Annotated in this window: 19 protein-coding genes and 1 tRNA gene; 12 read left to right on the top strand and 8 right to left on the bottom strand. The window is 38.7% G+C overall.

The window, feature by feature from the left end; genetic code table 11:
• Position 1 precedes the first annotated feature (1 nt).
• The 4 genes from AAJP47_RS12650 (at position 2) to AAJP47_RS12635 (ending at position 5,388) form a co-directional block, all read left to right on the top strand.
• Positions 2–418, top strand: coding sequence for a DUF8426 domain-containing protein (locus AAJP47_RS12650; RefSeq protein WP_346718253.1), 417 nt, complete (start codon positions 2–4; stop codon positions 416–418).
• Positions 419–685: 267 nt separating this feature from the next.
• Positions 686–3,058, top strand: coding sequence for a type I restriction-modification system subunit M (locus AAJP47_RS12645; RefSeq protein WP_346718252.1), 2,373 nt, complete (start codon positions 686–688; stop codon positions 3,056–3,058).
• Positions 3,058–4,395, top strand: coding sequence for a restriction endonuclease subunit S (locus tag AAJP47_RS12640; RefSeq protein ID WP_346718251.1), 1,338 nt, complete (start codon positions 3,058–3,060; stop codon positions 4,393–4,395). Before AAJP47_RS12645 ends, AAJP47_RS12640 begins: the two co-directional genes overlap by 1 nt.
• 42 nt (positions 4,396–4,437) lie before the next feature.
• The gene (locus AAJP47_RS12635; RefSeq protein ID WP_346718250.1) at positions 4,438–5,388 is read left to right on the top strand and encodes an SMEK domain-containing protein; all 951 of its coding nucleotides are present in this window, start codon (positions 4,438–4,440) and stop codon (positions 5,386–5,388) included.
• 430 nt (positions 5,389–5,818) lie between these two features.
• On the opposite strand, the gene AAJP47_RS12630 is transcribed toward AAJP47_RS12635, so the two are convergent.
• A complete protein-coding gene (locus AAJP47_RS12630) occupies positions 5,819–8,029 on the bottom strand; it encodes a KAP family P-loop NTPase fold protein (RefSeq protein WP_346718249.1) in 2,211 nt (736 codons plus the stop codon).
• A 439-nt stretch (positions 8,030–8,468) separates the two neighbouring features.
• On the opposite strand from AAJP47_RS12630, the gene AAJP47_RS12625 reads away from it, so the two are divergent.
• Positions 8,469–9,092, top strand: coding sequence for a hypothetical protein (locus tag AAJP47_RS12625; protein WP_346718248.1), 624 nt, complete (start codon positions 8,469–8,471; stop codon positions 9,090–9,092).
• Between the two features lie 22 nt (positions 9,093–9,114).
• Here the strand turns inward: AAJP47_RS12625 and AAJP47_RS12620 are convergent, their stop codons facing one another.
• On the bottom strand, positions 9,115–9,831 hold the full coding sequence (locus tag AAJP47_RS12620; RefSeq protein ID WP_346718247.1) for a hypothetical protein: 717 nt from the start codon (positions 9,829–9,831) through the stop codon (positions 9,115–9,117).
• A 167-nt stretch (positions 9,832–9,998) separates the two neighbouring features.
• Between AAJP47_RS12620 and AAJP47_RS12615 the strand changes: the two genes are divergently transcribed.
• Complete coding sequence (locus tag AAJP47_RS12615; protein WP_346718246.1) at positions 9,999–13,253, top strand: type I restriction endonuclease subunit R; 3,255 nt, start codon at positions 9,999–10,001, stop codon at positions 13,251–13,253.
• 28 nt (positions 13,254–13,281) lie between these two features.
• The gene (locus AAJP47_RS12610) at positions 13,282–14,490 is read left to right on the top strand and encodes a hypothetical protein (RefSeq protein ID WP_346718245.1); all 1,209 of its coding nucleotides are present in this window, start codon (positions 13,282–13,284) and stop codon (positions 14,488–14,490) included.
• Between the two features lie 1,203 nt (positions 14,491–15,693).
• On the opposite strand, the gene AAJP47_RS12605 is transcribed toward AAJP47_RS12610, so the two are convergent.
• The 6 genes from AAJP47_RS12605 to AAJP47_RS12580 form a co-directional block, all read right to left on the bottom strand.
• Positions 15,694–18,129 (bottom strand): DUF927 domain-containing protein, encoded by a 2,436-nt coding sequence (locus AAJP47_RS12605; protein WP_346718244.1) that lies wholly within the window; start codon positions 18,127–18,129, stop codon positions 15,694–15,696.
• 62 nt (positions 18,130–18,191) lie between these two features.
• Complete coding sequence (locus tag AAJP47_RS12600) at positions 18,192–18,440, bottom strand: helix-turn-helix domain-containing protein (protein WP_346718243.1); 249 nt, start codon at positions 18,438–18,440, stop codon at positions 18,192–18,194.
• Between the two features lie 3 nt (positions 18,441–18,443).
• A complete protein-coding gene (locus AAJP47_RS12595; protein ID WP_346718242.1) occupies positions 18,444–18,722 on the bottom strand; it encodes a helix-turn-helix transcriptional regulator in 279 nt (92 codons plus the stop codon).
• A 128-nt stretch (positions 18,723–18,850) separates the two neighbouring features.
• Entirely contained in the window at positions 18,851–19,819 is a 969-nt protein-coding gene (locus AAJP47_RS12590) for a hypothetical protein (RefSeq protein ID WP_346718241.1), read from the bottom strand.
• Positions 19,820–19,979: 160 nt separating this feature from the next.
• Positions 19,980–21,443 (bottom strand): tyrosine-type recombinase/integrase, encoded by a 1,464-nt coding sequence (locus AAJP47_RS12585; RefSeq protein ID WP_346718240.1) that lies wholly within the window; start codon positions 21,441–21,443, stop codon positions 19,980–19,982.
• 172 nt (positions 21,444–21,615) lie between these two features.
• Positions 21,616–21,692 (bottom strand) — tRNA-Arg (locus AAJP47_RS12580).
• A gap of 362 nt (positions 21,693–22,054) precedes the next feature.
• Between AAJP47_RS12580 and AAJP47_RS12575 the strand changes: the two genes are divergently transcribed.
• The 5 genes from AAJP47_RS12575 (at position 22,055) to AAJP47_RS12555 (ending at position 25,695) form a co-directional block, all read left to right on the top strand.
• Complete coding sequence (locus AAJP47_RS12575) at positions 22,055–22,723, top strand: c-type cytochrome (RefSeq protein WP_346718239.1); 669 nt, start codon at positions 22,055–22,057, stop codon at positions 22,721–22,723.
• 337 nt (positions 22,724–23,060) lie between these two features.
• Positions 23,061–24,023, top strand: a complete 963-nt coding sequence (locus tag AAJP47_RS12570) for an ABC transporter ATP-binding protein (protein ID WP_346718238.1) — start codon at positions 23,061–23,063, stop codon at positions 24,021–24,023.
• A gap of 44 nt (positions 24,024–24,067) precedes the next feature.
• A complete protein-coding gene (locus tag AAJP47_RS12565) occupies positions 24,068–24,841 on the top strand; it encodes an ABC transporter permease (RefSeq protein ID WP_346718310.1) in 774 nt (257 codons plus the stop codon).
• Positions 24,842–25,007: 166 nt separating this feature from the next.
• Positions 25,008–25,187: a hypothetical protein gene (locus AAJP47_RS12560; RefSeq protein WP_346718237.1), complete on the top strand. Its 180-nt coding sequence runs from the start codon at positions 25,008–25,010 to the stop codon at positions 25,185–25,187.
• A 118-nt stretch (positions 25,188–25,305) separates the two neighbouring features.
• Entirely contained in the window at positions 25,306–25,695 is a 390-nt protein-coding gene (locus AAJP47_RS12555) for a hypothetical protein (RefSeq protein WP_346718236.1), read from the top strand.
• The last annotated feature ends 74 nt before the right edge of the window (positions 25,696–25,769 follow it).

The raw sequence follows: 25,769 nt of genomic DNA, 5'->3' as shown, positions 1-25,769 counted from the left end.
GATGAAAGTATGGTTAGTCAATACGAATACGAAAGGAGAGAATGGCAATCCTAACGGCTTCAAGTATATGTTAAGACAAAATAAAGCCTCTGCCTATTATGATCGAGCTTCGGAAGTAGATAAGATTAAGAAAAGCGATCTTGTGTTGTTGTACCATAATGAGAATCGAATTATTGCGGTTGGTGCTGTCGTTAATCATTATGAAGGTCATGACTATAAAGTTTTGAACGAAGTAGAGCATTGGGTGGATGTAAACTGGCTATGGAAAGCCAGTTTTGATGATAACTTCATGCCAACTAATTCTATCAATAGAAATAAACTTGGCATTACGATGGTAAATGGAACAGTGATTAATGTCACTGATCAAGTTGGCTATAAGGCTTTATTCGAAGAAATAGCCATGAAGCAACAATTTTAAATATCAGTACACGAAGTTAATGGTTGTAATGAAGCCGAGATATGATGTAACCCTATAAGTGTCAATTTAGATACCTATAGGGCTTTTTATTGTGCCCGTTAAGGAGTAGTCGATTGCTATAAACTATCATTACTCTAGCTATATATGGCATTTAATAATTATCTCTCTTCAACACCTGCCATGTCTGTAACTTACCTATATACCTGATATAATTTCGAGAACTTTACCAAATTTTTATCCTTGCCCAACAAAAAATAAGACAACTCCATGACCAAAAACTTCTCTCAAACAGCGGCTTTCATCTGGTCTGTCGCTGACCTGCTACGTGGTGATTTTAAGCAATCTCAATACGGCCGTATCATCTTGCCATTCACACTACTGCGCCGCCTAGAGTGCGTATTAGAAGAGACCAAAGCCGCTGTCGTCGCTGAGAACCAGCGTATCGCTGATATGGGTCTGCCAGAGGAAGCGCAAGAAAAGTTCATCATTCGTGCTAGCAAGCGACCGTTCTACAATATCTCGCCGATGGATCTAAGCAAGATGGGTCAAAGCGATATCAAAGACAACCTCAACACTTACGTGCAATCCTTCTCTAAAGATGCGCGCGAGATATTTGAGCACTTTAAGTTTGAAGAGTTTGTCGGTCAGCTTGCAGACGCCAATCTGCTTTATAAAGTGGTGCAGAAATTCGCCAATACTGATCTCAGCCCTGAGGCTATCTCTAATCATGAAATGGGTTTTGTCTTTGAAGAGTTAATCCGCCGCTTTGCTGAAAGCTCGAACGAAACGGCAGGGGAGCATTTCACCCCGCGTGATATCGTTCGCCTGACGACTTCACTGGTATTTATGGAAGATGATGACGCACTGACCAAAGACGGCATCATTCGCACCATTTATGACCCTACAGCAGGTACGGGCGGCTTCCTATCCTCTGGTATGGAATACGTGCTAGAGCTTAACCCTGATGCGGTCATGCGTACCTATGGGCAAGAGCTCAACCCTGAGTCTTATGCCATCTGTAAAGCTGACATGCTGATTAAAGGGCAAGAGGTGAATAACATTAAGCTAGGTAATACCTTGTCTAGTGATCAGCTGGCAGGTGAGAAGTTTGATTACATGCTATCGAATCCGCCGTTTGGGGTCGATTGGAAAAAGATATCAGGCGAGATCAATGATGAACATACGCAAAAAGGCTTTGACGGTCGTTTTGGCGCTGGCTTGCCGCGCGTGTCTGATGGTTCGCTATTGTTCCTGATGCATTTGATTAGCAAGATGCGTCCGATCACTGATAATACTAAACATGCGGATAGCAGCAGCACTCAAAATAGCAATCAGGGCAGCCGTATCGGTATTATCTTAAATGGGTCACCGCTATTCACAGGTGGCGCAGGGAGTGGCGAGAGTGAGATTCGCCGTTATATCCTTGAAGCAGATTTACTAGAGGCAATCATCGCCCTGCCTACTGATATGTTTTACAACACGGGTATCGCTACCTATGTATGGGTATTAAGTAATAAGAAAGCGTCTGAGCGTAAAGGTCACGTGCAATTAATCGATGGCAGTAACCTATACAGCAAGATGCGTAAGTCCCTTGGTTCAAAGCGTAACGAGATGAGCGATGACGATATCAAGACCATTATCCGTAGCTTTGGTGACTTTGAGGTGGTTGATGCGCGTGTGCTCGATAAGCCTGAAGAGGTGAAGTCTAACCGTGGCCGTCAGTCTGCCAATCCTAAAGCTGAACCTGCTAAGACCTTTGCCAGTAAGATATTTGCCACTCATGAGTTTGGCTATCGCCGTATCACCATTGAGCGTCCGCTACGTCTATCGGCTCAGTTATCTGATGATGCTATCGAAACCTTACGTTATGCCTCTAAACCATTCGATATGGTCATGCCAGCGCTATATGAGGCCTTTGGTGGTGACTGGACAATGAATAGCGAGAATAATAACTATGGTGACTTATCAGCGGTCACGTTAGAAGCCCGCGCGATGATTAAAGCCGACTTTAGCGAGCTAAAAGAAAAGCAAATAAAAGACGTGATCGATGCCAAGATTTGGCAGGATCAGCTTGAGATCATGAATAAAGCCAAAGCCTTGCAAGCGGCTATCGGTGAAAACCAATTCGATGACTTCAGCGAGTTTGAAAAAGTGCTCAAACAAGCGTTAAAAGATAGTGATTTGAATCTTGATGCTAAAGAGAAAAAGCAACTGATGGATGCCATCACTTGGAAAAACCCTGAGGCAGAACCCGTCATCAAAAAAGCGGTTAAGGTTGCCAATCCGCTTTATGGTGCGTTTAGCTATACCGACCCTGCTAGCAAGACCAAAATAGTTGAGTTCCAAACGGACAGCGACCTACGTGATTATGAAAACGTACCGCTTAATCCTGAGGTGACGACCACTGAGCTGATTGAAAGTTACTTCGCCCGTGAGGTACAGCCACATGTTTCTGATGCGTGGATCAATGGCGATAAGACAGATGCCATCGATGAAGAGATTGGTATCGTGGGCTTTGAGATACCGTTTAACCGTCACTTCTATGTGTATGAGCCGCCACGTCCGCTGGCTACGATTGATGCAGACTTGGATGCGGTCAGCACTGAGATTATGCAATTATTGGGCGAGGTGCATTCGTAATGGCTGAATTGGTAATGAAGTATCGGCAATATGAGGGATATAAAGAATCAGGCGTTGAGTGGCTTGACGTTATACCAAGTCATTGGGTTATGAGTAAAATTAAGTATATCTCTCCATTTCAAGTAGGCTGGACACCCCCTACAGGTAATGATTCTAATTTTATAGGTGAGAATATTTGGGCGAATATATCTGATTTGAGAGGGAAAATAATTACCGATACCGTAAAGAGAATCTCAGATAAAGCCGCTGAAGAAGCCTCTATGGATATAACTCCAAAAGGCTCATTACTTTATAGCTTTAAATTATCTGTAGGCTCTGTATCTTTTGCTGGTTGTGATATGTACACGAATGAAGCTATTGCATCTTTCACATCAGATTCTTTGCTACCACTTGAATATTTATACTATGTTTTACCAAAATTCTTAATTGAAAATGCATCTACAAATATATATGGAGCAAGGATTCTTAATCAAGAGTTGATAAGAAATGCGATTATTCTTAAGCCTACTTATGAAGAAGCTGAAACAATCGCCAACTTCCTCGACCATGAAACCGCCCAAATCGATACCCTAATCAAAAAACAGCAAACCCTTATCCAACTGTTAAAAGAAAAGCGACAAGCGGTGATCAGTCATGCGGTGACTAAAGGCTTAAATCCTAATGCACCGATGAAAGATTTGGGCGTTGAGTGGTTGGGAGAAGTGCCTGAGCATTGGGAAGTTACTAAATTAGGTTTTCATACCTCGAAAATTGGCAGTGGTAAAACACCTAGAGGTGGAGCTGAGGTTTATCAGGAAGAAGGTGTTTTGTTTATTCGTAGTCAAAATGTTTATGATAGTGGTTTAAGAGTCGATAAATCTGAGAGTGTGTTTGTCTCAGAGATTATTCACGAAGAAATGAGTAATACTAAGGTTCAAGGAGGGGATATTTTATTAAATGTCACAGGCGGCTCAATAGGACGTACGTGTATAGTACCGAATAGTTTTATTGAGGCAAACGTAAATCAGCACGTTTGTATAGTTAGGTTGCCTATATCAATGCGTTACTTCATCGCATTTGTATTAAAGTCATCTCTAGTTAAAGAACAAATAGATTCTATTCAAACAGGTGGTAATAGAGAAGGTTTGAATTTTGAGCAGATTTCTAAGTTTATAATCTGTCTTCCACCTGAAGAAGAGCGCGCAGACATAGTAAGTTATATTGAAAGAGAAACTAAGAAAATAGATAGCCTTCTAGAACAATCAAATAATGCTATCCAACTCATGCAAGAACGTCGTACCGCTTTAATCTCTGCTGCGGTTACGGGCAAGATTGATGTGAGGGGCTGGAATGGATAGGAGTGTTTACTACTTATTTTCATGAACTTAAGGGTTATACTCATGTCAATCCGCCGTCAACAGTTAATAAAGAATATAAATCGTTTACTGTCAATGTTCATCGATGAGCTAGCATTAGATAATGGAGCAAGTTATTTCGATTCTAATATAAGTTCAGAATATTTCTTTATTGAAATTTTAAATGTAATTTACGATTTAAATTTAGAGGATATTAACCAACTTAAGAAGAACTACCCTGCTATCGACTTAGTTGATAAGAGTAGAAAGACTAGCTTTCAGGTCACTTCACAATCAGACCGTAAGAAAATTAGAACAACTATAGAAAAGTTTAAGAGATACCGACTTCATGAGCATTATACAAATCTCAAGTTCCTGATTTTGTCTAAAAGCAGCACAAGTTTTTCTATAGTAGATACTGATTTCGATGTTGAAGTAATTGATCTTTCAAAGCTAGGAAAAAAGATTAGATCGCTTGACTCCTCAAAAATAGAAAGCTTGCATAGCTATATGATTAAGGAACTAGATTATACAAATGTAATTGAACCTAGCAGTAAACTGTTTGCCTTAAGACCATTACAAGATAGTGAGATCAATGCAACTAATTTTTTCATCTATTGGAAAATTAATGATGAAAAAGAAAGAGATGGTTATATTGAAGATTTTAAGTTATTGCGAAGAGTGATTCATGAATTAAATGAAAATCAAAGGGAGTTTTTTTGGTTCATTGTTGAAAAAAGTTATTCCGATAGATTAGAAAGTAGTTTGATATTACATCCTCAGGAAATTATGAATATAGCACAATACCAAGGAATTATAGATTCATTAGTATTAAGGAAGTTGCTGCATGATGATAAAGAGCCAATCCCTATGCTTGTTCCGCATTTCTTGACGCCAAATAGCATTGATTTAGATATAATTTATTTGATCAAGTTCTCTTCTGATTATTTGAACCTAAGAAAAATTATAATAGATTGTAATTTTTCAAATGTGTAAAGGTTGTACATTCTCATGATAAGAAATATGTTGTTTAATTTATATTATTACAGCTATTATTGCTGTCAATTTATTTTGAATTTTATCTTTGATGCACAGGTTGTTTGTAATAATTAAACGGACTTAAAATGACTAACGCACATAACGTCACCTACGAATCAGTCTTTCAAGCCGATATTGTCAGTTAGATCAAGCGTAAGGCTGGCTAGTAGCTCATACCAGCGTCTATTAGATAGCGGTGTTATTGTTTGGTAGTTATGAATGATTAATCCAAATTATGTAAGACGCTGTACTGCTTTAATATCTGCTGCTGTCAAGGGCAAGGTTGATGTTAAGGGCGGAACTGCGCCTAAGGATATAATTATATTATCTATTTTATACGTTATAATTCCATAGCATAGATTTTTTATTCTTATATAAATGACTATTGTCAGCTAAATCTCCTTTTTGAATATAGGTGCGAAACATTATTTAATAATTCATCATTTGGATTTCTTATTAAGGATTTGTCTAATAACTTCTTAAATTCAGCTTCTTTAATTATTTTGAATAAAGAACTTGCGTCTATAGACTCAGATTCAAAAGGACCGAAATCACCAATAAAAATACTCAAGGTTTTCTTGAATGTTCTTTCATCATTTAGTTGTACAGTAAAAAAAGCTTTAGCATACTTAGGGTTATGTTTTTGGAAAAATAAATACATTGATTTACTGTATTCATCAGTTATAAATTTATCGTAGTCCACTCGGATATAGTATTCTATTTTATTTAGTGTTGACTGTATTATTTCAGAAATTTGCACATCACTAAGCCCATATTTATATTTTTCTAATGAATTTATTAGAAAAATAATTACGTAGGGATGTATATCGGCATGATTAAGGTTATCGAACGTTGTAATTTTTATATCAACATTATCTATACTGCCGATTATATTTTCAACAAGTACCAAGAGGTTCTGTCTCTCTGAACTAATAGACAATGTATTGTTTGTCTTTTGGAAAAGATGACTTAAAGCAACTACGAGATTACTTTTCTCAATATTGTTAAATTCTTTAGCTAGCATATATATCTGTGCTAGCAAACTGGTTCTTTTTGTTGAAGAGAAATAATTATCGATAATGGTTACTGAGTTAGTATCGCTAGTCAGGTTATTTTTTATTAACTCTGTATCATATGAGCTGATCTTAGTTTTTGAAGTACTATAAATAAAATAATTATCGAATTTCTCAGCACTTGAAATTTTTAAGTTTTTTAATGCAGTTCTATCTGAGTAATCGGTAAGTATTGGGAACATGTACTCTAATAATGTAGCATTTTTCAAAGAAATGTTTCTTTCTTTAAAACTATCTATCTCTTCTTTTACCTCGTTACTCTCCGCTATTCTTCCTGTTCTTTCAAAGTAAGGTTGGCCCGTTAGAAAACTACCATTGGATTTAATACTTTCAAATAGTTCTGGTTCGAATAGTCTAATTGTTTCTAGTGCCATAAAATCTATAGCATTTACTTCGAGGTGATTATTGTTGATTAAGCTTGCTAGATTAAAGCGATAAGAGTTAAAGAAGCGATATATTGCTCTCATGTCTATTAAATAGTTTAGGACACCATTAATAATTCTTTGAAAGTCTTCTGGGTTGGCTATATCTTTCTTATTTTTAATATTTAAGGTATTCATAAACATGTCAAAATTATTTACAATCACTTGTCGTAGTTCGAAACTTTCAATTACTGGTGTGGCAACTTCATATTGAATAATTTTTTGTAGATAGTCTACTCCTTTCTGAGAACTATCAGTTAGCTTTTTTTCTACAACTTCTTTCGAATATAATAGAAAAAATATTAAATTATTAAAATCTAAATTGGATTTTATTAACTGCATGAGCGATTCTAACTGAGATTTGTTTAGTCTATCTAAGTCATCAAAAATTATTAAAATAGGGTGTTTTATGTTTATCAAAGATTTGCTTAAATTATTTTTATTATCTCTTAAACTATTTGTTTTTGCATAAAAGTATTGATAGATATTGCTAATTGATCCAAGTATAAATAAAGATAAGAAAACATAAAGAAAGTGCTTTTTGAGACTATCATCAATTATAGGTGAAATAAGAATCCCTGTACCGAAAACTGGTAAGAGTTTTATAATTGGTTCGTATAGAACGGTAGAGATATTATGAAGAGATAGAAGTATAATTTTAATAATATTTAAAGGGAGATTTTTAATTTTTTTTAATTTTTTAAGATCTAAAAATTTTAAATTTCTAACGTTTGATTTTTTTAAAGTAAAATTTTTATAATCTACAAAATCAAGAGCAATTTTTCTATTTTTTATAATTAATTTTTTTTCAAGCTCATCGAAAAACGCTTGAGTGATGAGATCCTGTGAAGACCATTCCCATGGCGAGAAGTCTAATATTATCATGTCTTTATTTTTATCATTGATATGCTGGATGACAAGGTTTTTAATAGAAGTTTTGCCACTTCCCCATTTTCCAGTGAGAGCTACCACCCAGCTCTCTTTATGTTTCCAAGACAATATTGATTTAGCTAAATTTTCTGAAAAATAATTTCTACCTAAAAAATCATCGGCTTTAGATGAAATAGGTTTATCTTGATGAATAAAACTTTGGTTATCTGTCATATGATGTATTTACTTAAGTAACTATTTGAGGATAGGATAATATGAAAAAATTGCATATATGTAATAGGGTTTTTTAGTTCAATTTGAGGTTATATTATATTTTCTAACTATGCATCTGATAACAGCATTATAGTAGGTCTTTATTAAATTATTATAAATAGTAGCCGCTTATATAATGCCAAGACAATCTAGCATTTATTTATTATTATCAATTATTGATTTAAAATTAAATTAGTCACTTTGGAGTTCTGCGCTGAACTCACGGTATATTGATTCTGCTGAATATTAATTTAACATACATTTATAATACTAACATTATCAAGTGTATGAGCTTGTATTTTATCTTTTATTTAGATATTTACTGCGACAGTAAATAAAGTTTACATCGAGCTTATCTTAGCAAATTTAAACACGATTTGAACTGAGAGTAGAACTTCCTATGAAAAACAACGCTATAAAATACCGAAAAATAAGAGGCATCAACCGCCGTAAGCGTGCTATTGAGCAGTGGGGCGAAGTTAATAAAGTTCTTGATGTCGATCTGTTAAACCAAGACAAGAGAGATTACGTTGAATTCTTGGTAGATCCATGGTCACGCTTGTCTTTGATTAATAGTATCTATCCTGAGCCAACGAGCGACTGCGAATATCTATTGATTAAAAGTGTGCAAAATATCTATCAGTCATGGAAAGATTCGCTAGAAGCGTTGCAAACCCCTTATTACTTGCAAATATGGCTACGTGAAAACTACGTCAGCCGCTCACAAGTGGTTTGTGCTATCGATGAGATGAAAGATTTCTACGATGATACCTTTGAAGCGATAGATAAACAGCCCAAAAATGGTATTCAAAGTTCTATCCACTATAACTCAAACACGGCTGAATACTTAGATTGTTTTGAATGGAAGCTATATCGTTGTGTTCAGGCATATGACTTAGCTGATCCTTGGGACGCTGAATATGTCCAGAGCTTAAATAGCCAGCAACTATTAATAAAGCAAATCATAGGGCAAATAGAGTATCAAATTGTCGAGATTGATAAAGTTTGGTTGATCTGTACCTAGCAGACGTATTCTCATTATTTTTTCATTGACTCCATCTATCAAAGTCGCGCTCGGCGAATGATTTTGGGCGGATACCGACTTTTCGTAAAGTCTCCTTAAACCACCAGTCCTCATCAACTTTGATATATTGCGGCAGCTGGTCTGCTTGCGCTAAGATTCGGATTACTGAACGAAGCAATTTGGCCTGTTTGAGCTTATCAAGAGCGAGAAACAAATACAGTAATGCTATGAAAATATAATATGCGATATCAGGTATGCTGAGATTTCTGTAAAAAAATAAAGGTATGTAAAAGCATAAAAGACCAATTGCGCCTAAGAAAAACGCAAAAAATATATTCAGTTTTTTAAAAAAATTTATCCAAGGTCTATATTCTATAATCATATAACTATCTTTAAATCTTATATGAAAGAAAGATCGCCTAATATCTTCAAAGTCAATATTGATACTGGTTTGATTGGCGATACTTATTACAAGGTCTCTATATTTTTTATTTAAATTAAATCCATGTATTCGTTCAAATACAGCCCTATCTCTAGCATCAATAAGACTATCTCTAAGCTCTGGACTAAGGGTGCTTTCATAGTCTTTCGTATTGATAATTTTTCTAAATCTTGATACCTCAAAATCAATAAAAATTTCTTTCAGAAATTTAAGCAAAGGTATTAGCGATATGATGACAGCCACTATTATCAATATAGGGTTTGACGGGAGTTCACTAACAAGGCTTTCTATATTCATATATGCTTATTAACCAGAAAATTATATTTAAACAATAGTTTTGTATTATAACGTGCTTTTATGATAAAAGCCCCAACGTCTAGCGTAAAAAATGGCTTTAACCATACTGTTATAGTATCGTACAAGATATAGCGCCCACCTAACAAAACTAAAAATAAGATAACGCCATGAGCCAAAGCGCCACCTACGAATCTGTCTTCCAAGCCGATATCGTCAACCAAATGCAAGCGCACGGCTGGAAGCTGGGTAGTTCTAGCGGCTATCAGGCTGAGACCGCGCTCTATGAGCAAGACGTGCTGGACTTTGTACAGACGACTCAGCCGAAGGAGTGGGAGAAGTTTTGCCGTACTTTTCCTATCGACTCAGAGCGCCACTTTATCGCCGCATTGGTTAAGCAGCTTAATAAAGCCGATGAGCACGCCACCGATAGAGCGTCGCGCACTTATGGCACACTTGGTGTATTGCGCCATGGTCTCAAGATTCGTAACGCGCGTTTTGACTTATGCCAGTTTAAGCCTGAGCATAGCCTCAACTCTCAGACTATGGCACGCTACAAGGCCAATATCTGCCGTGTTGTACCTGAGGTAGTCTATAGCCCTCATGCCAGCTTAAAAGGCAGTCCAAAAGGCAAAACAGACGGCAAGGTTGCTAAGCGTAACCGTATCGACATCGTGTTATTCGTCAATGGCTTACCTGTCACCACGATGGAATTAAAGTCTGAGTTTAAGCAAGCGGTACAAAATGCTATTACTCAGTATAAGAAAACACGACTATCTAAAGATCCAGACACTAAGAAACCTGAGCCGCTACTAACGTTTAAACGCGGCGCATTGGTACATTTCGCGGTCAGTCAATATGAAGTCTATATGACCACGAAGCTGGATGGCGCGCGTACTTATTTCTTGCCGTTCAACAAAGGTACTATTGAGGGCGGCGCGGGTAATAGTATTCCTAGTGATAGCAGCCGTTATGCTACCGATTATCTATGGAATGAAGTGCTTACGCCAGAGAACTTGCTTGCGATACTTGGGCACTTTATGCACTTGCAGATCGACGAGGAAGAAGACGCAATTGGGCGCAAATCCAAGCGCGAAACCATGATGTTCCCGCGCTATCATCAGTGGGATGTGGTGACTAAACTGGTTAGTGCTGCCGTTACCGAAGGTGCTGGGCAAAAGTACCTCATTCAACATAGTGCAGGCTCAGGCAAGTCCAACTCTATCGCATGGACGGCGCACCAGCTCTCCACCTTATATAGTGATCAAGGCGATAAGCAGTTTCACTCTGTCATTGTTATCACTGACCGTACCGTACTTGATGACCAATTACAGGACACCATCTATCAGTTTGAACATGCCGATGGTGTGGTCGGTAAGATCAATAGAAAAGAAGGTGACGGCTCAAAGTCGGAACAGTTGGCTGCCGCACTAGTAAACGCACAACCGATTATTATCGTCACTATTCAAACCTTTCCGTTTGTACTCAAAGCGATTGAGGATTCGAGTGTGCTCAAGTCGCGCCGTTATGCCATCATCGCCGATGAAGCGCATTCCTCGCAGACAGGATCTACCGCACGCCAGCTCAAAGAAGTATTGGTTTCAGGCGATATAGAGTCTAGTGAAGACATGCTAGATAGTGTACTAGCTGCACGCCGTAGTAATAAAAACTTAAGCTACTATGCTTTTACCGCCACGCCTAAGCCGAAAACTATTGAGCTGTTTGGACGTTTGCCTGACCCTAACTTACCAGCTGCTAAAGATAACCTGCCAGCCGCTTATCATGTCTATTCCATGCGCCAAGCGATTGAAGAAGGCTTCATTCTAGATGTGCTCAAAAACTACACCAACTATAAAGTGGTCTATCAGCTCAAGCAAACGCTGGCCACGAAAGATGATGAAGTCGATGAACGTCGCGCTAAAATCAAGCTCAATAGCTGGGTGCGGCTGCATGAACACAATATCGCGCAAAAAGTAAAAATCATTATTGAGCATTTTAACGACAATATTAAAGGCTTACTGGGTGGGCAAGCCAAAGCGATGGTAGTGACAGGCTCACGTAAAGAAGCGGTACGTTACAAAATCGCTTTTGATAACTATATTGCTGATTACGGTTATAGCAACATCAATGCTATGGTTGCGTTCTCAGGTGAAGTAACCTTTGATGATAATGATCCTGATAGCAGTATATTGATTGATAAAACATTCACTGAATACAATATGAATATCGGGCTAAAAGGGCGCGACCTACGTAAAGCCTTTGACAGTGATGACTATCAAGTGATGCTAGTGGCTAACAAGTTCCAGACAGGCTTTGACCAGCCGAAGCTCTGCGCCATGTATGTGGATAAGAAGCTAACAGGCGTAGATTGCGTCCAGACCTTATCACGGCTAAACCGCACCTATAAAGGTAAAGCAGAGAGTGGCACGTTTGTACTCGACTTCTTTAATGATCCTGAGGATATTCTTGAAGCATTCCAGCCGTACTATGAGACCGCACACTTAGCAGATGTGTCGGATCCTGATCAAGTATTTGACCTCTCTGATAGGCTACGTGCCAGCGGTATCTTCTTATGGCATGAGGTTGAGCAGTTTGTTGAAGCGTTCTATAGTAAGAATAAATCTAATGCCGCTATTAGTAACATTTGCAAGCCAGCGGTCGAGCGTTGGCAGAAACGCTACAGCCAAGCACGTGAGCAAGCACAACATGCTAAGGCGATGCTTGAGCGTACCAAAGCGACAGGTGACGTGGTACTGATTACCAATGCTGAGAATGACTATAAAGGCTTTAAGACTGAGCAGGATGCGCTAGAAATTTTTAAAAAAGACTTGGGTACATTTACTCGCCAGTATGAGTTTATGTCGCAAATCGTCGATTATGATGATAGGGATTTAGAGAAGCTTAGCCTATATGCGCGTAACCTACAGCCACTACTACGTGAAAGCATAGATAATGAGGATAATATTGATCTGAGTAACATCGTCATGAGTCATTACCGCGTCTCAAAGTTACATCAGCAAGACTTAAAGCTACAAGAGTCCAAGACTGAATATCAACTAGATAATGGCAGCAGTGCAGGTACAGCGAAACCAAAAGATCAAAAAGAAGAATTACTATCAAAAGTCATTAATAGATTAAATGAAGTGTTTGCTGGCGAGGACTTTACCGAAAGTGACATGATCAATTTTCAAAACACCATCTGGGATAAAGTGACTGAGAACGAGATTGTGGTCAAACAGTTCACTAATAACAGTACGGATCAGATTATGTTGGGTGGTTATCCTGATGCCGCTATGGATGCGCTATTTGAGAGTCAAGAAGCGTATGAAGGTATGACTATGCACTTATTGTCTAATCCTAATCAGTTTAAGAAATTTATTCGCTTGATGCTTGATACGAAGTTGGGTGATAAGGTTTCAGGATAGGTTATACAGAGAATAAAGGGTACATAGCATGACGGATAAGAACATTAATCTTTGCGACACTGAGAATGAAATACAGCGTTATGCGTATAGTATGTTGCCTACTTATCTCTTGACGAAAGGTACATCTGAGGTCAAAGGTTTTATAAGGAAAGCAACCAGAGACTTACCTAAAAAGCCTTACAAACAGAAGATTCATTTTGCTCAAATTTTTAATGAATTAGCGACCACTCAAACCTATCCAAGTATTGGTATGAGCGACCTAAAAACCGAAGTAGGCGAGCTATCCAATCATCCTTATGAGTATATATTACGCTCATTTGGTGCTGAAAAGGCAACTGAGTTATTGACGCATACTAGGGTTATAGATGCGTGCTTAAGTCAAAAGTTTAATGAGCAGCTTATCATTAATTTCAAAAACCATTTGTCTGACACTTTTAATCACACGGACAATGACCTCAATGACAGTATGACAGCCAAAGATTTTTATGATTACTTAGCTGTCAGCTTTATAGCGCATCTCGATGCTTATATCCATAATACTGCTTATTCAAAAGCTATCACTCCCATAAGCTTAGGGTGGCTTTTTATGCATAAGCTCAACCCTGAAAAATGGAGATATGATAATAAGAGTGAGAAGTATCATTTAGTGAATAAAAACGGAAGCCCTTTTACTTGTACATCGCGCTCGTTTATTCATTTCTTACTAACAATTTTATACTCTCAAACGCATAGCAAAATGCCTGAAAGTTTATATGGTATTCGTGATGATATTAACTGGTGTACAGATGATAAAGAAGGGCGTTTATACGATTTTCTAGATACAAAAAGTGAAAGAGACCCTAAGAGAAATTGGGTTAGTCTTGAAGATCTATTTTGGTTGTTAGGTATGGAAAACTCTCAGGGAAACGACGCTAATGAGGCGCTAGCCAGCTGGCAAGTTTCGATGACTACCTATATAAAGACTCAAAAAATAGATGATCTTAGCGGACTTCCTATCAGTGTTGAAGGAATAATATGGTTCATCTATGCTTTTTTTCAGAACATATATGAGCAAATAGATAATCTTAATAAAAAAACCAAAGAACAAAACTTTTTTATTTATGATGAATACTATGACTTGTGGGAATCAATGACGTATTACTACGAATCAAAAATTAGTGAAGAAGCTAAAAATAAGCGTGCTGAATGGCCAGAATATTTAAAGAGTCAAGCCACACGTACTGAACGCATGGCCTGAGCTAATTTTTTTAGCTAGAATCTGCTAAGGTTTAGGATTGTTGCTTCGTTTTTTACCAGATATTTTGTCTTTTTTCTTACTAGGTTTGTTTTCTGGGTATTGAACATGAGGTTTTGTATTTTTAGACATTGTGGTCACCTTTTTATTGACTGATTTACTTGCTTGGCGGATTGTTATCACGACCACCACCTGAAGGGTTGCCTGTTGTGCTCGGAAAGCCTGCACCTTGACCGCCATTACTCATATAGATTTTCATAGTTGTTACTCCGTTAAAGATTTGGTTTGTATAGCCAGTTATTTACTGTCTATGGTTAACAGAGTAATGCTTAAAATTAATAAGATCTCCCACCAAAACGAGAATTTTGGTTAAAAAATATACAGTTGGTTAGATACTATTAAAAATAAGTAGGATTAAATAAATAATATGACCTTTACTACCAAATCAGAGTCATTTTATTAAATCTATTAGACTTATGTTTAATTAAATGTTGAATATTTAGAAATAAATCAGGTATTTTGAAGAGGTTTTTAGGCATTGTATAACATTGTGAGTAAATCGATTTTTTCAAAATTGCGTGTTTCCGTTTCCTCTTCTGTTTCCGTTTTTGTTTCCATCAAATGGCTTGATTTAGTTGGCCTAAGAGTCAATTTTTCTTGTTTCCATTTTACTTGAGGGTAGGGTATCTTGTTTCCATTTTTTCCTGTTTACTGCGTTTTGTTTCCAAGTCTGTTTCCATATATTTGGTAAAAGTCTTAAGGTAAACAAAGAAAAAATATAATTTCATAGTTATTTATTTGCTATTTAAACCAGAAAAAAGTTGTGTGTAATAGCATATAACTCTTGCCTTTAAAATACAGTTCAGCCATCTCATAGCCTATACTTATAATCTAAAAAATTTACCACATTACTGAGTAGTAGGATTTTGTCATCAGAATGATTTATAAAGTTTCCTAATTTTGCTGCGTTTCGCGTTTTTACTTAGGACAAGCGGGACGAACGGGACGAACGGGACAGCCCTCGTAATTAAAGGATTCTAGCTATTCCATTTAGGTTTTTAGTACTGGGACAAGCGGGACAGAAAAGCTAAAATATAAAATTCTGTCCCGTTCGTCCCTTTACAGTTTGTGTGTGTAGAGCAGTGCCATCTACTGCTGCATATAGCCTGTCCCGTTCGTCTCGTCTGTCCCGTCTTTTTTAGTAGGTTAATAAGAAAGTATGTCAGCAGTAACTGCGTAAACAGATGGGCGTTGCTTGCCATTAAACAAAGTATCAGGCGTTTTATAGATTTTACGGTCTCCTTGATTGAGTAGTAGCAAGTTGGCTTCTTCTAACACGTGCAAGACTTTCTTTTTACTAAAAGAAGCACATACGCTGTCAAAAGTTTCTTTAGAAAAGTAATAATCTCCCGTGTCCATATTGCGATATCCTACGCGGTTTGAAGTTTTCTCCTCAAAGTCTAAGCGCTTGCTCCTATAGCAAGGCTGAAAACGACTTGATCCATGTTGTTCAATAAACGCCTTTATATGCTCTATGATTTGGCGCTGCTCATGCTCACCATCACGCCCATAGTTATCAAGCCAGTTATCCAAGCATGTCATCACGGCTTTGGTGGCTTGTCCCGCTTGCCAGCCTGTTATACCTGCCTGTGTTGCCATTTCTCCAGCTGCTGCCACGATAGCGAACCGTTTAGCCACTCTATGCGCTTGCGGTGCAAGGTTGCTATAGTTACTCATAAAGTCGCTGACAGTCCGCTTAGCGGTGGCTGTGGTTGCTGCTTTGTCACTGGTGATATGTTCTAGCCATGGTATGCCAGCCACGCCATAGTAAGCATGTGACAGCTCTTTGATCTTATCGGCTTGAGCTACGCTCGTGGCTGCCAGTACCAAACTATCAAAGGTCTTTAAGTTTTTGCCAGCATCAGCATCAATATGCGCTACTCGAACCTCAACACCTGCATTGGTTTTTTGTCCTGCTTGCGCCATAAAGTTTTTTAGCGACTCCTCACCATTAGATAAAAAGATAATACGCCATGTTTTGGCGATGCGATTGTGTCCTGTGGTGGTGCTGCGTCCCTTACCTTGACCATTAGCCAGCATGTAAACGGTTTTACCCACTATCTTGGGATCACACTCACTGATCTCATCAAGCGGTAAAAAACTGTCGTTATATTCGCTTGCTGTGCTCTCTAATGCATTGTCAGTGCTGCGCCATGTCTTAACATACTTATCAGGCTTGGCCCATACGCTAGATGCTACTTTAAGCGATAATGACTTACCCATGCTTGATGAGCCTAAGAGGTGAAAACCGCCCCCATCATCATCAAGTAATTCTAGTAATTGACCTGCAAACGCGCACGCAATAGAGAATACAAAACGGCTTTGTTCTGCTAACGGTTTGCATAGCTCATCACGCCACTGACTAAGACTGCCTTTTTGCGTTAAGGTGTTATTTACCGCATTGGCATGTTGATAAATAATCAGTTCCTTACCCTCATTACCTATTGTCCTGTCAGGTAAGATATATTGCTTATCATGCCAGCCCAGTTTATCCACACATAACGCCCGTTTGTGAATAGGGTAGCTTTGAATATAGGTGTCTAAGTAGCTACGCTGTTTTGGGTTGGTAGTAATATTCAAGCCTTGACTGGCAAGCTCCTTACGGTATTCCCTTGCATCACCATGTAGCAGTGATAACGGCATTGACCACGTATGCAATACACCATCATCATCACGCCATTGCAATAATCGCCCCCATGTACCGCTGTTTGTGTCCCGTGTCTTAGCGATAACTTCAAGCGGTGAACAAACAAACGCCTTAGAATTGAACGTAATGTTTGATGGGTCATCATCGTTATACTTTACGAAAAATAACCCATCGTGATATAGCTCAAAACGTCCATCACTGTAGGTCATCGGTTCATTCAGCTGGGGATCATCGCGCCATTCAGGATAATAGGCAGTGTCTTGTAAGTTGATAAGCTGGGTGTCATCAGCTGCCAGTATCGCCTCATAGCTGTCATCTTCTAGCATAGTGACGATATGAGCCACCGTAACCAATGCTTGCGCCTTTACACCTGCCAATAGGCTTATTAAGCCCTTATCATCAAGCGTCATTGGTACGGTAACAAGTGATCCGCTGCTCCAGTGCTGCACCATCTTTTTAAGGCATTGCTTTGTTTTATGAGGGCTAATGATGATCGTTTTATCACTGCTCATCAGGTAGCTGTAAACATCAATACCGCTATCAAGGTCATTAAAGGCTATCACCTCATTGGCTGTGCTTGGCTCACCAATGACGATAGCGCTGTAACCTGTAGGATCAATGACAATGGGCTTTGCTTTGCTGTTTGGTGTGTAGAATACCGCGCCTACTATATCGCCTTGTTTATCAGTGATTGCCAAAGCTATAGTGCTAGCCGTGAGTTCAGTTTTGCCAATTTCATCGCCATGATATATAGTAGTATTGTCTGTAACGGATAGTAGCCGTTCAGGTTCTAGTATTTCATAGAGTTTTATTAAGAAAGTATCGCCCCCTAGTTGCTCAAGCGTAGCTGGTTGGTAGCCTTGTAAAATATTAACATCGCCCGTGTTCGCATCACGGGCTTTTTCATGGGTGGTGGTTTGTGGTCTAGTTGTCATCTAGTCCCCCTGATAAACGATTGGACGTAAAAGAGCACCACGTACCTTGCGTATTGCGGTCATTATTTTTCATCAGTCACCTCATTACTAGTAATGGTGACTGGTTGCTCTATCCAATACGATTTATATCGCTTACCGTTTTTCTTAATTATTTCATCTTGAATGACTATACCTTTGGCTCGTAACTCACTAATGCGTTTCAAGCAACAAGTCATACCGTATAGGTCATAGGCTTCCATATTTGAAAGCCTTTTACCTGCCAGCAAGTGATTAAGTATTATTTGGCTGTAGGTTTGCCTTGAGGTAGTCATCGCTTATACCTCGCTACTGTTAGTAGTATTGTGACTATCTAACCAGCTATTTATATCAGACAAGCGCCACAAGCTGGCACGTCCAATTTTGATCGGAGCGGGGAATTTATTTTCATTAATCAGATGGTAGATGTGCTTTGCAGAAAAGCCAGTGATACCGCGTGTGGCAGCTTTGGAAGTGACAATACGGTGCTGACCTGATCGGGTAGTGTAGGTTTGAGCTGCTCGTTTGGGCTGATTGGCAAGATCTGCCATTCTTAGGTATTGATCATTTAATTTCATTGTTACTATCTCCATAGCATGGTTGGTTATAGCCAGTAATGGCTGTGCTATGGAGTGACTATACTGTCTGAGAAATAGGGTTGAAGGTCACATGACCGTCATGTGACCCTAAAATAATTAGTATAATATTATTTTATACTGTCATTTTTAGCTTGATTAGCCAGCTTAATCCATTCTGATATAAAGTTCCTACTTACCGAAGTACCATGTGATTGTGATGCTATTTCTATTAATTGATTGGTTTTTCCCTTTGGTGCTGATAAGTCGTACTTGTGTTCTACCAAAATTGCGTAGAGCATCCTAGCTACGGTCATTTGTGATTTGTAAGTTAACTGCTTATCTTTAGTTGGCTCTTCTAAATGTGATCTTAATTTTTCTTTAAGCTCATTTATATCTTGCTCTTTCTGTTTGATTAGACTATTAGCGATTGCGAGTTCTTCAAGCTGCTGTATTAGGCTGGCGTTTTCAGACTTTAACTTTTCGTTCTCGGACTCTAATTTTTCGATTTTAGACGATGATGTTTCCATTTTGGTTTCATTCTCCATAGCCTCAATATCTTTTTTCTTTAAATGCTCTTCTAAATCTACCTTAAGTACACCGACCTTACCCTTACTCTTACTACTATCCTCTTCAAATATGGTGGCCTTATTAGTGTAAACGTCTATAAATTTTTGATAGGCAAATATGGGTGCACGCCCACCAGTTTCAAATAAAATATGATCTCCTTCTTTAGGTTCAAGACCGTCAAGGGGATTATGGCGGATACGGTTAAGCTCATTAGCGTTAATATAGTGTGAGTCCAAACGATAAATTCTGGCTTCCCCTAACGATATATTATTTAGTGAACCTCTAAAAAGCTTTCTGGCGTAAATAACATATTGGATATTAAAATAACCTTTTAATTTTATATTAAGCGACTGATATTCGCCTTTATTTCTAAAGTTCCATGTTCCCCATCCTTCATATTCAAAAACTACAGGTATATTTCTTTGCTCTATGAATTTGATGACTTTACCTTGATCGAATTTTCTTTCTGTATTTTTATTTAAATACTCAATCACTTCATCAATATCCATTAAATGACTATATTCATCCATAATTATGCCTCTACACTTATAAATAAGAAAGATGCAAGGTATTAACAGCGTAGGGATGTGATTGCTGTCATTCGGCTTATTAATCCTAGCCTTGCGATTTGATATGACAGCGATTGATGCTGTCAAGTCCAACTTTTCAGTCTAATATTGCACATACTAATTATATTTGCTTGGCAAGCTCTTCCAATAGCTCAGGTGATACACCTTGTGCTTTTAAACTATTTATCAAAATATCTTTATCTTGCAGCGCTATGTCAGTCGCTTGCTTGTTCCTACTATTTATTTCTTTAGTGACTTCATTAGGTGTTAATAAGTCAAAGTTAACTCCCTTGTCGGCTCGTAAGTCATCTAAATAGTCGGCCCATTGGTTCATCATTACTTGTCGTTCAAGTAGATGAAGCGATAAGTCGTAACGCTTTTTAACACTTGTTTGTTCAAGGTGGGCAAGCTGCATTTCAATTATATTCTCAGGGAACCGCAACTCATGTAATCCTGTGCTGGCAAGCTGTCTAAAACCGTGGCCAGTCATTTTGGGGTAGGGATCACCTGTATAGCCCATTCTATTTAACGCCTGATTAAACCATGCTTCACTATAGGGTTTGTTTGATTCAAAGTTATAGAATACATAACCAGTAGTTTCTGTCAGTGGTCTTAAATGCTCAATAATCTTCATAGCTTGTGGTGACAATGGAATAATATGGTCTTGGCGCATTTTCATTTTCTTAGCTGGTATACGCCATACGTTTTTATGATAGTCAATTTCTGACCACTCAAAAAACCTCAGCTCTTTTGTTCTGACAAAACATAGAGTCATGAGCTGCAAGCCAGCAACCGTTTGTTGATGTCCGTTGGGATGCTTTTCTATATAGCTGTCAATATTTCGAAGTAGTTCAGGGAATTGATGCGGCTCAACGGCTTTCATACGCTCAGCTTTATGAGGTCGTAATGCTTTATTACGTCCGCTGGCAACATTAACTATGTTATAACCTAGGGTATTGATAGCATAGTCAAAGATTGAGCTGATCAGCCCCATACATTTATGAGCAGTTTCTGAGGTATGTTTACCTTGCTCTTCAAAGTTCTTCTGAATGGCTAGTCCTGTCCGAATAATATCCTGTGCTGTTATTGAGCCAATGGGGTACTCACCTAAATGATTCAAAATATGATTATCTAGGAATCCTTGTAACTTTTGCACATTTTTTGATGTGGTTTTTGACTTTTCAGACATGTAGTTTTTAGCGATTATCTTGAATAGATCTTTTTGCTCATATTGGTTTTTGGAACGGTTTTTATACTCAGTAGGATCAATACCATCATTAATTAGTTTTTTGGCACTATCACGCGCAAGCCTTGCTTGTTTCAAGGAAACCTCAGGCTTAAAGTTAGTATCAATCACTTGTGAAGAAAGCCTGTAAGTACCTATATGGTAAGTTTTCTGCTTTGGCTCAATATCTTTGTCAGATTGGTAGCGATAAGACATTACCCAATAAAGCGAGCCTTTAGGATCATGAATTAAGGAGAGGCTGTCACCGTCACTATGTCTGGTACGTTTAATAGGTGCTGACTGTTTGGCTATTGCTTTTACACCATTATCAGTTAATAGATAGTTTTTGCGCTTATTCATCATCACACCTCTGAGAACCATAGAATAGCAATGTTGTGTATGTACAACAGTATGTACAACATTCTATAGGTGCTACTAGGTAATGACAAGTTATATCAAAAGACATAAAGTAAGTAATATAAAGGGCTATAGAGGCTTTGGGTAATGCTAAGGAAGGGGTAAATACGGTGATTGGTGCGCTCGGCGGGAATCGAACCCACGACCCTCGGCTTCGGAGACCGATACTCTATCCAACTGAGCTACGAGCGCTTGATAACAACGAATAACAATGACTTTAATCAACACGCTATTTAAACGAGTGTTATAAACAGTATGGCGTGTCGAAAAATAAAGACGGCCTAGTCTAACAAATAAAAGCCACAAAGCCAATGAATGAAGCCAGTGATTGAGGTTTTTTAAGAAAAAACAGGATAGTCATTAAACAGGCATGGCAATTTACCTGCCTTTTCCCTTATAATGACAAGGAGAATTTATATTTATAATCACCGATTACAAGTGTACCGACACGCAAGATAACTGTTTGCTATTGATGACGAGTGCTCATCAAAGGAGGACAGACAGAATGTCTGATACGTGTAGGTCTTTGTATATGTAATAAGAGAACGTGACGAATGAGAAAAGTAGTTATGTTATCGGCAGCTGCCATTCTAGGAATCGCTAGTATCGCGGTGAGCCAAGCTGAAGATGTTGCAGGCACTTCTACCGTAACCGTCGCTGATGTGGCAGAAGGGCAGGAAGTTGTCGAAAACCTCCCCGAAAAGCTGGGTGATGAGCCAAAAGCAGCCGCTGTTACACCAGATAGCGATGCGCCTACTGACGCAGCTGCACAAGCAGACAGCGTCGCTGGTGAAGAAACTGCCGCCGCCGCCCCTGCTGCTGATGAAGAACCCATTCCGCAAGACACGCCGCAAGTACAAAAGCTGATTGCTTTATATCCCAACTTGATTGCTCGTATTCAGCCGATTGCCAAGGTTTGTTTTGAAGAAGATGAAGTGTGTGATGTGACTGCACGTGTGGCAGGACCTGCGCCAGGCGATGGGCCTCGTGATGGTAAAGCGGTATACAATGCGGTATGTCATACTTGTCATGCGGCAGGTTTGCTTGGTTCTCCCATTTTCGCAGATGCTGGTGCTTGGGGACCACGTATAGCAAAAGGTAAAGACACTCTATACACCCATGCTATCAATGGCTTTGGTGCGATGCCTGCCAAAGGTGGAGCGGATATTCCTGATGAAGAAGTCCAAAATGCCGTAGACTATATGGTTGCTGAAGCAAGCTAGTATTCAATAAGACAGTTATTAAAGACAGTTATTAAGCTTTTTGCGATATACCGCTATTGAGCGCCTATTTCATTCGATGAAATAGGCGCTTTTTTCATGATAAGTAATATCAATATGGTACTTCTGATACATTACAGTTGAAATTCATCAGTGATAGCCTCACTTTATGACATGACGTTGTCCCTTCTAGGTTGTCCCTTCTAGATAGTAGGGCATGTTGAATAATCATGATCGATCACTGCTAGTGATACGCTTAAGTGTTTAACACGCCCTAGTATTCCATAACCGTATTCCACAAATTTTTTTATATTGATTCTTAACAGATAAAGAGGTCTTCATGCATGAGGTACCAGCATTAGCTATCGAAAATTTGTCCAAAACCTATAGTAATGGGTTTTCGGCGCTAAAAGATGTCAGTTTAACCGTTCCACAAGGCGGTTTTTTTGCGTTACTTGGACCAAATGGTGCTGGTAAATCGACGATGATTGGCATTATTAGCTCATTGTTTCAGCCCACTACCGGTAGCGTCAAAATATTTGGCACAGACTTATTAGAAAACCCTTCTATTGCCAAGCAGTACTTAGGGATTGTGCCACAAGAATTTAATTTCAATATGTTCGAAAAAGTTGAAGATATTTTGATTACGCAAGCGGGTTACTTCGGTATCCCTGCCAAAGAAGCGCGGCCACGAGCGAAACGATTGCTGACAGCGCTCGGGTTATGGGACAAGCGTGGTAGTAAGGCGCGTGAGCTATCGGGTGGTATGAAACGCCGCTTGATGATTGCGCGTGCGCTGATTCATAAACCAAAGCTATTAATTCTTGATGAGCCGACGGCTGGTGTAGATATTGAACTGCGCCGCTCTATGTGGGAGTTTATGCAGCAGATCAATATCGAAGAAAAAACCACGATTATTCTGACCACGCATTATCTTGAAGAAGCGGAGCAGCTTTGTAAACGCATTGCGATTTTGGATCATGGTGAGATTCGTATTAATACCGAGATGAAAGACCTATTAGCGCAGCTATCGGTTGAAACGTTTGTATTAGATTTGGACACACCGCTTGTCGGTCAACTGTCTTTAACTGGGGTTACTGATATATCTCAGCCCGATGACCAAACGCTTGAAGTAACCTTGACAGAAGGTGAGTCGCTGAATGGCGTGTTTGAACAGCTGTCTGAAAAAGGCGTGACGGTGGCGAGTATGCGTAATAAAGCCAATCGCTTGGAAGAGTTGTTTATGCGCTTAGTAGATAAAAACATTCAAAGCACAGATAGTATGAAGGAGGCCGGATTATGAGTCAGGAAATTGTAGGTCATAATAAGACCGACCTTAATAAAACCATGTCATGGAGCAAGAAGTGGATTGCTTTTCGTACCATCTGGCTAAAAGAGATTCGCCGGATTTTGCGCATTTGGCCACAGACCTTACTGCCACCTGTGATTACGATGAGCCTTTATTTTGTGATCTTCGGTAAAATGATCGGCTCGCGCGTGGGGGAGATGGGCGGAGTGCCCTACATGCAGTTTATCGTACCCGGCCTGATTATGATGTCGATTATTACCAACAGTTATTCCAACGTGGTGTCGAGTTTTTTTAGTGCCAAGTTTACATCTAGTATTGAAGAGCTTTTGGTATCGCCTGTCTCCAAACATGCGATTTTGATGGGGTATGTCAGCGGCGGTATTTTCCGTGGATTGGCGATTGCTGTTATTGTCTCAATAGTCGCGCTATTCTTTACAGAGTTAGGCATTGAGCATTTGTTTGTGACGATATTTACCGTCCTTGGCACCTCCATTCTGTTTTCATTGGGCGGCTTTATTAATGCCGTGTTTGCAAGATCGTTCGATGATATCTCCATTATTCCAAGCTTTGTCCTAACACCACTGACGTATTTGGGCGGCGTGTTTTATTCAATGGAAAATCTATCACCTTTTTGGCAAAACATATCGCTTTTGAACCCCATCGTTTATATGGTTAATGCCTTTCGTTACGGTATTTTGGGTTATTCTGATGTGAATGTTTGGTATTCAATGATCGCCATCTTTGTATTTTGCGTGATATTTTACGTTATATCTTACCGTCTGCTGGTTAATGGCTCGCGTGTACGGTTGTAAACCTCATCAGTTTGATTTGCTGAAGAATGTCGTGTGGCATAGATAGCTTGTAATCGATAGACTGATACCTTTATTATAAAAGCCTAACATTGTTGGGCTTTTTTTTATGTTTAAAATCTCATTAATACATAAGTTTTTTATAGTCGCTGCATTAAGTGGTGTTTCTATGACTGCTACCGCTGAGTCGTTTGCGACTATGGACGATTATGATTGGGAAATTATAGAAGAACCCACTTATCCTAATTGGAGAGAGGCTTGCGTTGATGAAGAACCATTGATATATGAAGATTGCTTAGATAAAAGCTTGATTGCTTACGAACAAGCACTAATTACGAACAAGCACTAATTACGAACAAGCACTAATTACGAACAAGCACTAATAAAGAAATGGCAGTTATCAAAATAATGCAGAAAAAAGTTGGCTTTACTTAATTAGACAGGTTTATGAGACTGACAATACGGTAATGGTTGACTTAGAGTCAGGTTTTATACAAGAATTTGAAGGTTCATATTTAGACTTCTCACCAGATATGAAATATGCTGTGACTGTCGTTGCTGAGTTCCCAGGAGAAGAAAATATCATCATATGGAAGAAGAATAAGTATGGTAGATACCAGTTTGATAAAGAAAGCAGTAGCAATGACAATAAATTTCGACAACACTTAAACTTCTATAATGCCAGTAAAAATGAGCCAGTAATGGTTCATCAAGTAAAGACTGAATGGATTACTAATGAGAGTTTACTAGTAGATTTTTACTTTAAAATGAATGAGGGCGATACTGCTGCTTATCGAGTGCGTTTTAACTATGTAAAATCATATCCTGCGTCAGAGTGGCAAATTATTGTTATGTAAGTCCAAAGAATTAACAAGGATAAAGTCAGACTATCAATTGCGAATAATCCTCATTAGCATTATACTTCTCACCC

The organism is Psychrobacter halotolerans (assembly GCF_039680845.1).
In the GTDB taxonomy this organism is placed as follows: Bacteria; Pseudomonadota; Gammaproteobacteria; order Pseudomonadales; family Moraxellaceae; genus Psychrobacter.
This window is presented reverse-complemented; position numbering and strand designations above follow the sequence as displayed.

Bases quoted from the DNA above. Each gene is read 5' to 3' on its own strand.
- AAJP47_RS12650 (WP_346718253.1), top strand. From the start codon at position 2: ATGAAAGTATGGTTAGTCAATACGAATACGAAAGGAGAGAATGGCAAT.
- AAJP47_RS12645 (WP_346718252.1), top strand. From the start codon at position 686: ATGACCAAAAACTTCTCTCAAACAGCGGCTTTCATCTGGTCTGTCGCT.
- AAJP47_RS12640 (WP_346718251.1), top strand. From the start codon at position 3,058: ATGGCTGAATTGGTAATGAAGTATCGGCAATATGAGGGATATAAAGAA.
- AAJP47_RS12635 (WP_346718250.1), top strand. From the start codon at position 4,438: ATGTCAATCCGCCGTCAACAGTTAATAAAGAATATAAATCGTTTACTG.
- AAJP47_RS12630 (WP_346718249.1), bottom strand. From the start codon at position 8,029: ATGACAGATAACCAAAGTTTTATTCATCAAGATAAACCTATTTCATCT.
- AAJP47_RS12625 (WP_346718248.1), top strand. From the start codon at position 8,469: ATGAAAAACAACGCTATAAAATACCGAAAAATAAGAGGCATCAACCGC.
- AAJP47_RS12620 (WP_346718247.1), bottom strand. From the start codon at position 9,831: ATGAATATAGAAAGCCTTGTTAGTGAACTCCCGTCAAACCCTATATTG.
- AAJP47_RS12615 (WP_346718246.1), top strand. From the start codon at position 9,999: ATGAGCCAAAGCGCCACCTACGAATCTGTCTTCCAAGCCGATATCGTC.
- AAJP47_RS12610 (WP_346718245.1), top strand. From the start codon at position 13,282: ATGACGGATAAGAACATTAATCTTTGCGACACTGAGAATGAAATACAG.
- AAJP47_RS12605 (WP_346718244.1), bottom strand. From the start codon at position 18,129: ATGACAACTAGACCACAAACCACCACCCATGAAAAAGCCCGTGATGCG.
- AAJP47_RS12600 (WP_346718243.1), bottom strand. From the start codon at position 18,440: ATGACTACCTCAAGGCAAACCTACAGCCAAATAATACTTAATCACTTG.
- AAJP47_RS12595 (WP_346718242.1), bottom strand. From the start codon at position 18,722: ATGAAATTAAATGATCAATACCTAAGAATGGCAGATCTTGCCAATCAG.
- AAJP47_RS12590 (WP_346718241.1), bottom strand. From the start codon at position 19,819: ATGGATGAATATAGTCATTTAATGGATATTGATGAAGTGATTGAGTAT.
- AAJP47_RS12585 (WP_346718240.1), bottom strand. From the start codon at position 21,443: ATGAATAAGCGCAAAAACTATCTATTAACTGATAATGGTGTAAAAGCA.
- AAJP47_RS12575 (WP_346718239.1), top strand. From the start codon at position 22,055: ATGAGAAAAGTAGTTATGTTATCGGCAGCTGCCATTCTAGGAATCGCT.
- AAJP47_RS12570 (WP_346718238.1), top strand. From the start codon at position 23,061: ATGCATGAGGTACCAGCATTAGCTATCGAAAATTTGTCCAAAACCTAT.
- AAJP47_RS12565 (WP_346718310.1), top strand. From the start codon at position 24,068: ATGTCATGGAGCAAGAAGTGGATTGCTTTTCGTACCATCTGGCTAAAA.
- AAJP47_RS12560 (WP_346718237.1), top strand. From the start codon at position 25,008: ATGACTGCTACCGCTGAGTCGTTTGCGACTATGGACGATTATGATTGG.
- AAJP47_RS12555 (WP_346718236.1), top strand. From the start codon at position 25,306: ATGGTTGACTTAGAGTCAGGTTTTATACAAGAATTTGAAGGTTCATAT.